Below are 12703 nucleotides of genomic sequence, written 5' to 3'. Positions count from 1 at the left end.
CGGTTTCCAGCAATCTCGGCCCGGTTTCTGGGACTGGTGAGGACAGGCGACATCTCGGCAAGCATCGTCACACGCCCGTCCATGACGCGCATCAGGGCATGCCCTGGCTCCTCCCCGAGAACGGCCGCCCGCTCTCGGGGTCGTCCCTTCCGACGATAGAGGCACGTTCCGCCGGGTCGCTCGGGCGCGGGATCAGAGTTCGAGCTCGGCGTCACCTCCGGGCTCCGGCTCCCGCCGTCCGACGAGCAACGCGAGCACCTCGAGTGCCCGGTCCCCACGGGACTGTGAGAACACCGCGGTCAGGGCGATGACCACGATCAGTGTCATCGACACCGCCGTCACGCCGACCACGATCGCGAGGATGGGAAGAGGGGTCGGCTGACCGGATGCCAGGACGGCCGATCCGAGCCCGGCGACCGCACTCACCGTGGGCCCCACCCATCTGCCGCTCACAGAACCATGATCGCGCTCCTCCGATCTGGTGATCCTCTGCGTGCCCTTTGGCGCGCATCACCCCGGGCTCACCGCTCTGATCTCTTTGATACCCCGCCGGCCGGTTTTCCGCGAGACTCCGGGCGGGTCGGGGACGAGTCAGGGGTTCCCCCGATGGTGCCGGGGAGAGCCGCGACGACAGGATGGAGCCATGACCGAGGCACAACCCGTCACCGACGAACCCGCTTCCGGGCCCGAGCCCGAGCGGGTGCTCAGCCGTGGCGGCCCCGGCCGAATGCTCACCGGCGTGTGCGCCGGTCTCGGCCGGTACACGGGGATGGACCCGGTCCTGTTCCGGGTGGGTTTCGCCGTACTCGTCCTCGCCTCGGGGATCGGGTTCCTGCTCTACGTGGCGGCATACCTGCTGATGCGCGAGCCCACCGGCGGCGCCGGCCATCTGGAGCGGTGGACGCACCGGATGTTCGACGCCGAAACCGTGCTGGCGCTCATGGCGGCGGTCTTCGCGTTCGGTCTGATCATCAACGTCGCCTCCGGCGGCATCAGCCGGGGCACGATCGTGGTCGGCACGCTGCTCGCCATCGTGCTGCTCGCGGCGCACGCGCGCGGCGTCGACCTGCTGACGATGGCGAAGTCGGTGCCCGACCGGGCGATCGGACGGCGCGGCATGACCCGCACGTCCCCGTCCTCCTCTTCGTACGGCTGGGCGCCGCAGGCCCCCGGACCGTACGGCGGGCGGCCCGCCGGGAGCACCGCGTACGCGGCGTCCCCCCAGCAGGCCCCCGAGCAAGCAGCGGCGCAGACCACAGCACAGACCACAGCCGAAACCACGGCACAGGCGCCCGAGCCGACCACAGCGCAGCCAACCGGGCAGGCGACCGGGGACACCGAGCCCACGAGGGTCGCCGAATCCCCGGAGCCGACGCGCCCGGAAGCGAGCCCCGCGGGCCAGGCCGCCCCGGGAGCCGCATCCCCGGGAACGGAGGCGCCAACCGCCGCGGGCGGCTACCGGCGGCTGTCCGATCTCGCCAGGGAGGCCAGGGCCGGCACGTACGGCTACGCCTCCGGGGAGCCTTTCGCACCACACGGTCCCTACACGGTGCGCGAGCCGTACCGGCCCGCGGAGCCGCCGCCTGTGCCGACTCCACCGCCGGCACCCCCGAAGCGGGTCAAGGCGAAACGTCCCAAGTCATTCGTCGGCGGACTCACCCTCTGGCTGGCGCTCATCGTTGGAGGAGTCATGGCTGCGGTGCAGCAGTCGGGCACCGGCTCGGTCAACCTGCCGATGGTCGGCGGGGCGGTCCTCGTCACGATCGGGGCGGGCCTGCTCGTCGCGACGTGGTTCGGCCGGGGGGCGGGGCTCGTCGTCGCCGGCATATTCGTGTCGCTGGTCCTTGTCGCGGGGTCGACGGTGAACGGAATTCCGAAGAAGATCGGCAGCTTCGTCTGGCGCCCTGTGAGCGTCTCGCAGGCCGGCCAGGACTACACGCTGGGCATGGGCGAAGGGAAGCTCGACCTGACCGACCTCCCGCTCTCACCGGGCACGCAGGTGAGATTCAACGCGTCGGTCTCGGTCGGGCAGCTCACGGTGATCGTGCCCCCGACCGCGCGGGTCGAGGTGTACGGGTACACCCGGCTGGGCGAGGTCAGGATCGACCAAAAGGTCGAAGACGGGGCCGACGTGCAGTTCGACCGCGTGCTCGAGCCCGAGGTGACGGGCACCGGCGACGCGCCGACGATCGAGCTGCACGTGAAGGCCGGGGTCGGCGACGTGGATGTGCGCCGTGGAGCCTGACGTGACGGGCGGCCCCATGGAAGCGCCGCCTGACGCGGCCGGCCGGCCGCGCCGCGTGCACAGGACCGACTGGATGGCCCTGCTGTGCGGGCTGCTCTTCACGGGCGTCGGGGTGACCTACCTGACCGGGGCGGCGCCGAACGCCGTCATCATGGCCCCCCTGCTCGTGGGCGGGCTGGGCTTCGCGGCCTTCGTGGCCATCGTCGCCAAGGCGATCCGCCGATAACACAGACGGCTCCCGGCCCCCGGTGAACATTTCGTACTTCCAGGAACACAGGGGGTTGACCGAGCGGAACAGCGGCGTACGTTCACTCGTATCCGGTCTCACTGCTCTGTTCGGGAGGGTGTTATGACCCGAATCTCCGTCAACGTCGACGGAATCGCCTACCAGGACGACGTCGAGCCGAGACTGCTCCTCGTCCACTACCTGCGAGATCGGTTGGGGAAGACGGGGACCCCGATCGGCTGCGACACCACCAACTGCGGCGCCTGCACCGTCCTCCTGGACGGCAGGAGCGTGAAGAGCTGCTCCGTGCTCGCCGTCCAGGCCGACCAATGCGAGATCACCACGATTGAAGGCGTTTCGAGCGACGGGACCTGGCATCCCGTTCAGAGGGCCTTCCACGAGGAGCACGCGCTCCAGTGCGGGTACTGCACCCCCGGCATGATCATGGCCAGCATCGACCTGCTCAAGGACGACCCCGACCCGTCGGAGGAGGCCGTACGCGACGGCCTGGAGGGCAACCTCTGCCGGTGCACGGGCTACTGCAACATCGTCCGCGCCGTACGGCGGGCCGCGCAGGAGATGCGGGTGACGGCGCCATGACCGAGCAGATCAAGGAGCGAGAGGCGCTCGGCGGAGCCGAAGTGGGCCGGGCGCGCAGGCGCAAGGAGGACGCGCGCCTGATCACCGGCCGCACGCAGTGGACGGACAACATCCAGCTGCCCGGCATGCTCCACGTGGCGTTCCTGCGCAGCCCGATGGCGCACGCCCGGATCACCCGGGTCGACGCCTCCGGCGCGCTGGCCCGGCCGGGGGTCGTGGCCGCGTTCAGCGGCGCCGACCTGGCCGGAGAGCAGGGCAGCCTGCCCTGCGCGTGGCCGGTCACCGAGGACATCGTGATCCCCGATCACCCGCCGATGGCCGTGGACGAGGTGAGGTACGTCGGGGAGGCGGTGGCCTGCGTCGTCGCGATCGACCGCTACGCGGCCGCGGACGCGCTGGAGGCCGTCGAGATCGACTACGAGCCCCTCGACCCCGTCCTCGACATGACCGAGGCGCTGAAGGAGGGCTCGCCCAAGGTCCACGAGGCCGGCAACAAGTCCTTCACCTGGAAGTTCGCCGAGGGCGACATCGACGCGGCCTTCCGCGACGCGCCCGTCGTCATCGACCGCACCTACGTCCAGCAGCGGCTGATCCCCTCGGCGATGGAGCCCCGCGCGGTCGTGGCGCAGACCGACGGCGACCAGTTCACGCTGCACTCCTCGACGCAGATCCCGCACATCCTGCGGGTCATGCTGGCGCTCACCACGGGCATCCCCGAGCACAAGCTCCGGGTGATCGCCCCGGACGTGGGCGGCGGCTTCGGCTCGAAACTGCAGGTCACCGCCGAAGAGGTGCTCTGCCTGCTGCTCACCCGCCGCATGGGCAAGCCGGTCAAGTGGACCGAGTCGCGCTCGGAGGGCAACCTCACCGTGCACCACGGACGCGACCAGCTCCAGCACATCCGCCTCGCCGCCGAGTCCGACGGCCGCGTTCGGGCCGTGCAGGTCGACCTGCTGGCCGACATGGGCGCCTACCTGATGCTGGTCACCCCGGGCATCCCGCTCCTCGGAGCGTTCATGTACAGCGGGATCTACAAGATGGACGCCTACGACTTCACGTGCACCGGCGTCTTCACCACCAAGATGCCGACCGACGCCTACCGCGGCGCGGGCCGGCCCGAGGCGACGTACGCGATCGAGCGCGTCATGGACGAGCTGGCCGCCGAGATCGGCGTCGACCCGATGGAGGTCAGGCGGCGCAACTGGATCGAGCATTCCGAGTTCCCCTACACCACGATCTGCAACCTGACCTACGACTCCGGCAACTACGAGGCGGCCACCGAGCGTGCCCTCGCGTTGTTCGGCTACGACAAGCTCAGGGCCGAGCAGGCGGACCGGCGCGAGCGCCGGGACCCCGTGCAGCTCGGCATCGGGATCTCCACCTACACCGAGATGTGCGGCCTGGCGCCGAGCCGGGTGCTCGGCAGCCTGTCCTACGGCGCGGGCGGCTGGGAGCACGCCGACGTCCGGATGCTTCCCACGGGCAAGGTCGAGGTGGTCACGGGCACGAGCCCGCACGGCCAGGGCCACGAGACCGCGTGGAGCCAGATCGTCGCCGACTCCCTCGGCGTGCCGTACGAGGACGTGGCGGTGCTGCACGGCGACACGGCGACCTCGCACAAGGGCATGGACACCTACGGCTCCCGCTCGCTGGCCGTCGGCGGCATCGCCGTGGTCAGGGCATGCGACAAGGTCAAGGAGAAGGCGCGGCACGTCGCGGCGCACCTGCTCGAGGCCTCTCCGGACGACGTCGAGTTCTCCGAGGGCAGGTTCCAGGTGCGCGGCACCGGGGCCTCGCGGACCATCCAGGAGATCGCCCTGGCGACGTTCGCGGCGCACGACCTCCCGGACGGCTTCGAGCCCCGCCTGGACGCGAGCGCCACCTTCGACCCCGACAGCTTCTCCTTCCCGCACGGCACCCACCTGTGCGCGGTCGAGGTCGACACCGAGACGGGCGCGACGGCGATCCGGTCGTACGTCGCGGTCGACGACGTCGGCGCCGTGGTGAACCCCCTGATCGTCGAAGGACAGGTGCACGGCGGCATCGCCCAGGGCATCGCCCAGGCGTTGTTCGAAGAGGCCGTCTACGACGTGGACGGCAACCTGCTCACCACGACGATGGCCGACTACCTGCTGCCATCGGCGGCCGACCTGCCGTCGTTCGTCACCGACCGCACCGAGACGCCAGCGACCACGAACCCGCTGGGCGTCAAGGGCGTCGGCGAGGCGGGCACGATCGCCTCGACTCCCGCCGTGGTCAACGCCATCGTCGACGCGCTTCGCCCGTACGGCGTGCACGACGTGCGCATGCCGTGCACGCCGGAACGCGTCTGGCGAACTCTGCGGTCGCGAGAGGAGGAGTCCGCATGATCCCCGCGTCCTTCGACTACCTGCGCCCCTCGACGCTCGACGAGGCGCTGACGATGCTCGCCGAGGCCGGAGAGGACGCCAAGGTCCTGGCCGGAGGCCACTCGTTGCTGCCGCTGCTGCGGTTGCGGCTGGCCTATCCCGCGGCTCTGGTCGACGTGGGCCGCGTCGCCGAGTTGCGCGGTGTCGCCGACCGCGGCGACCACGTGTACATCGGGGCGACCACCACGCACGACGAGGTGGTGCACTCGCCGATCGTCAAGGAGCACTGCCCGCTCGTCGCCCTGGCGACCGCGACCGTCGCCGACCCCGCCGTACGGCACCGCGGCACGTTCGGCGGCTCGCTCGCGCACGCCGATCCGGCGGGCGACCTGCCGTCCGTGGCCGTCGCCCTCGACATGGAGTTCGTCGTGCACTCCCCCACGGGCCGGCGCACCGTGCCCGCATCGGGATTCTTCCTCGACTACCTCGAGTCGGCCCTGGAGCCCGGGGAGATCCTCGCCGGGGTCCGGGTGCCCAAGTTGGGCCCGGGCTGGGGCTTCCACTACGAGAAGTTCCACCGTACGGCGCAGGCCTGGGCGACGGTCGGGGTCGCGGTGGCGGTGCGGCGGTCGAACGGGACGGTCGAGGAGGCGCGGGTCGGCCTGACCAACATGGGGCCCATCCCCGTGCGGGCGTCAGGCGTCGAGGAGGCGGTACGCGGCGCCGAGGCCGGCGAGTCGCTCCGCGAGGCGGCCGGCCGGGCCGACGAGGGCACCGATCCCCCGGCCGACCTGCACGCTCAGCCGGACTACCGGCGGCACCTCGCGCGGGTCCTGACGCACCGGGCCCTGCTGTCCGCGGCCGCCCACCCCACAGGATGAGACTGCCTGATATTTCCGGAAAGGCGGGTAATAGCACGTCAGATGGCCTCGTCAAGGTGGCGAAGCCGGATTCACCGGTCGTAGGGTCAGAAATGAGGATGGGACACGGGTCTCATGCCGGCCCGCGAGATCGGTGATCCGTACGGGAATTGGAGTCGAGCCATGGCGATGCGCTTCGAGCACGAGTTCACGGTCCCGGTCCCGGTCGAGGAGGCCTGGCCCGTGCTCCTCGACGTCGAGCGCATCGCCCCCTGCCTGCCCGGCGCGACGCTCGACGCGGTGGAGGGCGGCACGGCGAAGGGCACAGAAAAGGGCACGGCGTTCACCGGCCGGATGCGGGTGAAGGTCGGGCCCATCACCGTCACCTATCGGGGGCAGGCGGCCTTCGACGACGTCGACGAGGACGCCCGCACGCTCTCGCTCAAGGCGTCGGGCAAGGAGGCGCGCGGCGCGGGCACGGCGAACGCCGAGGTCACGGCCCGGCTCGCCGCGGAGGGCGGCCGGACCCGGGTGCGGGTGGAGACCTCGCTCAACGTCACGGGCCGGCCCGCCCAGTTCGGGCGCGGAGTGATGGCGGAGGTCGGCGGAAAGATCATCGATCGCTTCGCCGCCAATCTCGCCGCACTGCTCGAAGGCGGCCGCGAGGAGGCGGCCCACGCGAAGGCGGGTCTCGGGGAAGCGGCCACGGAGGCGGAGCGGGTGGCGAGCGCGGTCGGCGCCGCGACGGGAGAAGCCGCGCAGAACGGCCGGCACGCGCATCCGGATCTCCATGTGGTCCGCTCGCCGTGGCCGGAAGCGGCAGGGAGTGTGGACACGTTGCCCGAGGGCGGCTCCCGGGTCTACCAGACCGCCGAGGAGGAGGCCCTCGACCTGCTGAAGGTCGCCGGCGCGCCGCTCATGCGGCGGATCGCCCCCGTGATGGGCGCATTGGCGGCTCTCGCCGTGGTCCTGTATGTCGTGCGCCGCCTGCTGCGCAGGTGAGGCGGGAGGCACCGGGCCGGATCGTCGGCCCGGTGCCCTGTGTCAGCGGGAGACGAGCTCGCGGGCGGTGCGCTGCTGCGGCAGCCCGGCGAGTTTGCGCTGACCGTCGGTCAGCAGCGCGGCGATGGGCCCGGGCTCGCGGAGGCGGAGGAACCGGTCGCGGTTGTACTTCCGCTGGCGGGCCGAGCGGCGCTTGCTCGCGGCGTCCTTGAACGCGGCGACGTGCTGGCGCTCGGGCTTGGGGGCGCCGCTGAGCTCGTAGCCGTGGACGGCCAGCCGCTCGGCCAGGACGTCCTCGCAGAGCGCGATCTCCCACGGCTCCAGCCGGGAGGCCCAGCTTCCGGTGCGCGCCGTGGTCACCTCCCCGTGGGTGTTGTGGTGCCACACCTTGTGCGCGGGCACGGCCACCTCGGCCATGTGCTGGGGCTCGGACATCGCCGGGTCGTAGTCCTCGCCGATGAAGGCGCACACCTTCTTCAGCTCGGTCTCCGGGTCGGCGGTCAGGTCCTCGTAACGGAGCTGGTAGAAGGTGTCGGCGGGCAGCTTGCGCGCGTGGCGCCGGCCGAAGTCGACGGCCTCCGCCCAGTTGGCCATCGCGCCGATGCTGTCCGGCTTGTACCAGGGCATCTCCTTCAGGGAGGCGACGCAGTCGCGCCCGTCCCTGATCAGGTGGACGAACTGGGCGTCGGGGAACATGCGCATGAGCATCTCGACGTGGCGGTAGTAGCTGGGCCGCTTGTCGCCCCAGCGCGGCTTGCCGAACCGCTCGGCGTACGCCTTGAAGACCATGCCGATGACCGAGCCGAGGCTGCCGGGGCCGAGCATGGCGGCCTGGATGTATTCGGTCGAGTCGAGGCCGAGCTCGCGGAACTTGGTGTTGCGCCCGTTGGCGATCCACTTCGCGAGCTTGCGGCGGTTGTCGGCCAGGCGCATGTCGCCGTACGTCCTGCGCGAGAAATATGCGGGCCCGAGGAAGCGGGTCTCCGGCGGCACGGCGATGCGCTGGTGGGAGTGGAGCATGAGCTGCAGCATCGTGGTGCCCGAACGCGGGCAACCGACCACGAATAGCGGCCTGTCGGACTGCATGAGATCAATCCCCCGTGATGTGAGTTGAAAGGCGTGATGGCGGGCCGCCGCCCCCGTGGAGGCGGCCCGTCCCTCGCGTGCCGGTTATGGGGTTCCGGCCACGCGGTATGGCGATCGGCCGATCAGACGAGGATTTCTTCCTTCTTCGGCACGCTCTTCGGAATCTGGCGTGACGCCAGCCAGACGCGGTAGATGAGGCTTATCTCGAATGCCAGCAGCAGCGCGCCCGCGCCGATCGACGTCGGCACGAACGCCCAGGAGCCGATCACTGGGGCGACGACGAACACCGCCGCCTCGAACTCGATCCCGCTGAAGAAGTGTGTGCGGACGCGGTACTTGACGAGGGTGACGCGGAAGCGGTCGTACCAGGGGAAACGCGCGTTGAACGCCTTCTGCAGATCGACGACCGCTCGCCCCTCCTCGTTGCTCTCCTTGACCTCGCGGGCCGCCGTGTTCACGTCGGTCTGCGGCCGTGCCTTGAGCACGTCCTCGACGAAGACGACCTGCGTCTGAGCCCTCGCCTTGGTCAGTGCGCGAGTGGCGTCCTTCACCTTCTTGAGCTGCGGCCCGTTGATGTAACGGAAGAAGTCGAGGAGGACGACGCCCACGGCCGCCCACAGGAACGACTGGTCTCCGGTGCGCGAGTACTCCCCGACGCCGAGCCCGAAGGCGCAGCAGGCGAATCGGATCCGGTCACCGACGAAGTCGAGCCAGAGGCCGAACGGCGTCCCGGTTCCCTTCAGACGGGCGATCTTCCCGTCCATGCAGTCGACCAGGAAGCTCAGGTAGAACAGCAGCGCTCCGAGAACCAGCTCGCCCGTACCGAACGCCGCCACAGAACCGAAGCCCAAGAGCATCGAAATCGCGGTCAGGCCGTTGGGCGTGATCGAAGTGTGGTTCGCGATGACCAGCGCCAGCCTGCAGGCGATCGGGTCGACCATGAAAACGGTCCACCACGCGTCCCTTGACTTGCGTGTCGCGAGTATGTCGTCCAGCGTGTAGCGCCCCATGCAGGCAAGAATGACTACACGGAGTAGCGAGTCACCCGCACTTCGAGAACAGGTAGGGCATCTCGTTGCCACTTCTTGACCGTTCCGCCGACCTGGGTAAACCGTGCGCCAATAGCCACGACCATCCGTTACAGTCCGTATGCAGGGGGAGATCATGCCGGTTATCACGTTGTACCGGCAGCTGCATGAACGGCTGCCATCTCGGGAGACCACACCGCGCTCCGCTCTGATCCGCGAGGACGCGAGCCCGGTTCAGGCCCAGCGCGAGACTTTGGACGTCGTCTGCTCGCTGCTTTCCGCCGCCAAGGTGCGGTTCTTCTGTGTGCGCCCCATGCCGGGCCATCCGCCGGTCGTCGCCGTGCCGCTGCGGGAGCGCAAGCGCGCTCTGCGCGTGCTCGCCGCGAGCGGAAAGCCGCTGGTCGCCGCCCGCCTGCCATACGGCAAACGCGCGAGAGGCCTGACGCCCGAGGAGGCGGTCGGCCGACTGCGCCCGCTGAAGCGCGCCGCGACGCTCCTGAACGACGCGTGGGCGGTGCGGGTGGGGCTCTACTTCGCCAGCCCGTCACGGACACTGACGCTCGGCCCAGAGTACGGCTGCGATCTGGAGTTCTGGGCCAAGGAGAAGAGCATGCTCGTCGCGCCTCGCGCGAACGTCTCCTGCGACGCCGTACCCGCCAAGGGCGAGAAGGTCGAGGGCGGCGAGGAGCTTTTCAACCCGCTCATATCGGCTGGGCACAGCGTGCGCGCGTATCCGACACGGCCCGAGTTCACCCGGCGGCTGGTCGACGACATCGACTTCCCGATCGACGCGGTCTACACCTGGGTCGACAACAGGGACCCGGCATGGCGCTCCCGGAGGGACCAGGCGCTCGCCGGCGCGGCGGAGATCGGGGAGCCCAACGAGATGGCCACCACGGAAGCCCGGTTCACCAGCAGGGACGAGCTGCGTTTCTCGTTGCGCTCGCTGCTGATGCACGCGCCCTGGATCAACCGGATATGGATCGTGACGGACGGGCAGACGCCACCGTGGCTGGACACGTCGCATCCCATGGTGCGCGTGGTCGACCACAAGGAGATCTTCAGCGACCCGTCGGTGCTCCCGGTGTTCAACTCGCACGCGATCGAGAGCCAGCTCCACCACATCGACGGGCTGGCCGAGCACTTCCTCTACCTGAACGACGACTTCTTCCTGGGCCGCCCGCTCGTGCCCCGGACGTTCTTCGAGGCGAACGGGATCACCCGGTTCTTCCCCAGCCTGGCACACGTGCCCTTCGGCGCGCCCGAGCTGGAGGAGTCTCCCGTGCACGCGGCCGGCATGAACAACCGCCGCATGCTGGAGGACCTCAGCGGGCGCACGCTGACGCAGAAACTCAAGCACGTGCCCTACGCCCTGCGCCGCTCGCTGATGTTCGAGCTGGAGGAGCGGTTCTGCGACGCGTTCGAGGCGACCACGCGCAGCAGGTTCAGGACGTCGTCCGACATCTCCGTCGTCTCGTCGCTGGCCCACTACTACGGCTACCTGAACGGCAAAGCCGTTCCGGGCACCATCGAGTACACCTACGTGGACCTGTCGCTGCGCAAGACGCCGGCCAAGCTGCGCCGCATGCTGGCGCGGCGCAAGCACGACGCGTTCTGCCTCAACGACACCGCGCCCACGACGCCCGACCAGGACGCTCTGTTCGGCAAGTTCCTTGAGGCGTACTTCCCGACGCCGGCGCCGTTCGAGCTGCGGTGATCCCACCGCTCACGGAGCGGTTCTGGTGTAACGAACGAGGTACATGCCCCGTGTGGTCCAGTGGCCGGTGGGGCTGAACGTGCCGCGCAGGGCGTCGAGCTGCCAGTTCGCGGTTCTTCCCGTGTTGCCGAGCGCCCACAGCGTGTGCACGTCCGCAAGGCGGGCCTTCATGACGCGGCGGCCGACGTGGGTTCCGCCGAAGGTGCCGGTCCGCCGGGGCGACCTGGCCAGGGAGACGTCGTCCAGCCTCCCGAGCACCCCGGGATAGACCAGAACGTATTTGCGCACCTTGCCCGGGATGAACAGCACGCCGTCGCCAGGCCGCGCGGCGGAGGCCAGCACGGCCATGACGACGCCGGGGTCGTCCTGGCGGCCGTCGGCGCCGCGTGTCGCGAACTGGCCGGGCACGGACGCCGCGAGCACGACGGCCAGGAGCGCGAGCGCGGCCCTGCGGGGCAGGGCGGCCAGCCCGGCTCCCGCGAGCAGTGCGGCGGCGGGCACGCAGCACAGGACGTACCGGAAGACGTACACGGGATGCCCGGCCCACGAGACCGCCAGCAGCACGATCGGCGGCCCCAGCAGCCAGGGCAGTGCCAGCCGGACGAGCAGCGCCCCGGCGACGGGCCCCCGGTGGGAGCCCACGTGGGAGTCACGCGGGGAGTCGGGAACCCTGCGCGCCACGCGTGCCACCGACGCGAGACCGACGAGGGCGAGGCCGCCCACCACGGGTGCGATGCCCGCCCAGGCGGGGGTCGCCGCCCCGAGGTCGCCGAGAAGCTGGACGACGAGCATTCCGGCGTCCTGCAGGTCGGGCGTGGAGATCCACCCGATCTGCTCGCTCTGCCGCGCGGCCAGCAGCGCGAGCGGCGTGACGGCGGCGGACGCGCAGGCCGCGCTCACGGCCCATCTCATGGCCGGCCCGCGGGACCACACGACGAAGACGCCGTGGGCCGCGGCGATCAGGACGGCGAACAGGTTGACGAAGGCGAGGCCGACGAGGGCCAGGCCGTAGGCAAGGAAGACCCGCCAGGTGGGCCGCCGCATGGCGCGCAGGAGCAGCAGGGTCGCGGCGATCGCCACCGCCATCGTCAGCGGGTACGGCCGGGCCTCCTGCACATACCTGGAGAAGACCGGCATCATGGCCAGCAGGGCTCCGCCGTACAGGCCGGCCCGCGGGTTGCCCAGAGCCCGGCCGAGCGCGCCCACGCCTGCCGCCGCGAGCGCCCCGGCGAGGACCGACGGCAGTCGCAGCGCCACCTCTCCCGTGCCGGCCACCGCGGCGACCACGTGCATCAGCCCGTAGTAGACGCCATGCACGGCGTCGACCGTGCCGAGCAGGTGGGCCAGCTGGGGAAGAGACCTGCTCACGGCGCTGACCGTCGCGGCCTCGTCGCGCCACAGCGGGGGCGAGGTCAGGCCCCACAACCCGGCGGCGAGCGCGAGCAGGGCCGGTACGGCCAGGCAGGGGTCGGGCCGGGGCACCCGCCATCGGCGGCCGGCCGGGAACAGGGACGGCAAACCGGACGGCGCCGGGGGCGGGCGCTCGCGGGTGCGGGCGGAGGACAGGACCCGGGCGACGGCGGCGTTCATC

Annotated in this window: 11 protein-coding genes; 7 read left to right on the top strand and 4 right to left on the bottom strand. The window is 70.6% G+C overall.

Annotated elements, in window-relative coordinates; genetic code table 11:
- Positions 1–192 precede the first annotated feature (192 nt).
- The gene (locus Pth03_RS07520; protein ID WP_203943405.1) at positions 193–453 is read right to left on the bottom strand and encodes a hypothetical protein; all 261 of its coding nucleotides are present in this window, start codon (positions 451–453) and stop codon (positions 193–195) included.
- A gap of 190 nt (positions 454–643) precedes the next feature.
- Here Pth03_RS07520 and Pth03_RS07515 point away from each other — a divergent pair, with 190 nt between their 5' ends.
- The 6 genes from Pth03_RS07515 to Pth03_RS07490 all read left to right on the top strand — a co-directional run bounded on the left by Pth03_RS07515 (position 644) and on the right by Pth03_RS07490 (position 7281).
- Positions 644–2245 (top strand): PspC domain-containing protein, encoded by a 1602-nt coding sequence (locus Pth03_RS07515; protein WP_203943404.1) that lies wholly within the window; start codon positions 644–646, stop codon positions 2243–2245.
- Positions 2235–2471, top strand: a complete 237-nt coding sequence (locus tag Pth03_RS07510) for a hypothetical protein (protein WP_239118831.1) — start codon at positions 2235–2237, stop codon at positions 2469–2471. Before Pth03_RS07515 ends, Pth03_RS07510 begins: the two co-directional genes overlap by 11 nt.
- A 123-nt stretch (positions 2472–2594) precedes the next feature.
- Positions 2595–3071, top strand: coding sequence for a (2Fe-2S)-binding protein (locus Pth03_RS07505; RefSeq protein WP_203943403.1), 477 nt, complete (start codon positions 2595–2597; stop codon positions 3069–3071).
- Positions 3068–5440 (top strand): xanthine dehydrogenase family protein molybdopterin-binding subunit, encoded by a 2373-nt coding sequence (locus Pth03_RS07500; protein ID WP_203943402.1) that lies wholly within the window; start codon positions 3068–3070, stop codon positions 5438–5440. The genes Pth03_RS07505 and Pth03_RS07500 overlap by 4 nt, the downstream gene beginning before the upstream one ends.
- Positions 5437–6300, top strand: coding sequence for an FAD binding domain-containing protein (locus Pth03_RS07495; protein WP_203943401.1), 864 nt, complete (start codon positions 5437–5439; stop codon positions 6298–6300). Before Pth03_RS07500 ends, Pth03_RS07495 begins: the two co-directional genes overlap by 4 nt.
- Before the next feature lie 162 nt (positions 6301–6462).
- The gene (locus Pth03_RS07490) at positions 6463–7281 is read left to right on the top strand and encodes an SRPBCC family protein (protein WP_203943400.1); all 819 of its coding nucleotides are present in this window, start codon (positions 6463–6465) and stop codon (positions 7279–7281) included.
- A gap of 42 nt (positions 7282–7323) precedes the next feature.
- On the opposite strand, the gene Pth03_RS07485 is transcribed toward Pth03_RS07490, so the two are convergent.
- Positions 7324–8367 carry a sulfotransferase family protein gene (locus tag Pth03_RS07485; protein WP_203943399.1) on the bottom strand — a complete coding sequence of 348 codons (1044 nt, stop codon included), beginning with the start codon at positions 8365–8367 and terminating at the stop codon, positions 7324–7326.
- A gap of 122 nt (positions 8368–8489) precedes the next feature.
- Positions 8490–9377 (bottom strand): CDP-alcohol phosphatidyltransferase family protein, encoded by an 888-nt coding sequence (locus tag Pth03_RS07480; protein WP_203943398.1) that lies wholly within the window; start codon positions 9375–9377, stop codon positions 8490–8492.
- A gap of 154 nt (positions 9378–9531) precedes the next feature.
- Here Pth03_RS07480 and Pth03_RS07475 point away from each other — a divergent pair, with 154 nt between their 5' ends.
- Entirely contained in the window at positions 9532–11112 is a 1581-nt protein-coding gene (locus tag Pth03_RS07475) for a stealth family protein (protein WP_203943397.1), read from the top strand.
- A 9-nt stretch (positions 11113–11121) separates the two neighbouring features.
- On the opposite strand, the gene Pth03_RS07470 is transcribed toward Pth03_RS07475, so the two are convergent.
- Positions 11122–12702: a glycosyltransferase family 39 protein gene (locus tag Pth03_RS07470; protein WP_203943396.1), complete on the bottom strand. Its 1581-nt coding sequence runs from the start codon at positions 12700–12702 to the stop codon at positions 11122–11124.
- Position 12703 lies beyond the last annotated feature (1 nt).

Source organism: Planotetraspora thailandica (genome assembly GCF_016863335.1).
Lineage (GTDB): Bacteria > Actinomycetota > Actinomycetes > Streptosporangiales > Streptosporangiaceae > Planotetraspora > Planotetraspora thailandica.
This window is presented reverse-complemented; position numbering and strand designations above follow the sequence as displayed.

Bases quoted from the DNA above. Each gene is read 5' to 3' on its own strand.
- Pth03_RS07515 (WP_203943404.1), top strand. From the start codon at position 644: ATGACCGAGGCACAACCCGTCACCGACGAACCCGCTTCCGGGCCCGAG.
- Pth03_RS07505 (WP_203943403.1), top strand. From the start codon at position 2,595: ATGACCCGAATCTCCGTCAACGTCGACGGAATCGCCTACCAGGACGAC.
- Pth03_RS07500 (WP_203943402.1), top strand. From the start codon at position 3,068: ATGACCGAGCAGATCAAGGAGCGAGAGGCGCTCGGCGGAGCCGAAGTG.
- Pth03_RS07495 (WP_203943401.1), top strand. From the start codon at position 5,437: ATGATCCCCGCGTCCTTCGACTACCTGCGCCCCTCGACGCTCGACGAG.
- Pth03_RS07490 (WP_203943400.1), top strand. From the start codon at position 6,463: ATGGCGATGCGCTTCGAGCACGAGTTCACGGTCCCGGTCCCGGTCGAG.
- Pth03_RS07485 (WP_203943399.1), bottom strand. From the start codon at position 8,367: ATGCAGTCCGACAGGCCGCTATTCGTGGTCGGTTGCCCGCGTTCGGGC.
- Pth03_RS07480 (WP_203943398.1), bottom strand. From the start codon at position 9,377: ATGGGGCGCTACACGCTGGACGACATACTCGCGACACGCAAGTCAAGG.
- Pth03_RS07475 (WP_203943397.1), top strand. From the start codon at position 9,532: ATGCCGGTTATCACGTTGTACCGGCAGCTGCATGAACGGCTGCCATCT.
- Pth03_RS07470 (WP_203943396.1), bottom strand. From the start codon at position 12,702: ATGAACGCCGCCGTCGCCCGGGTCCTGTCCTCCGCCCGCACCCGCGAG.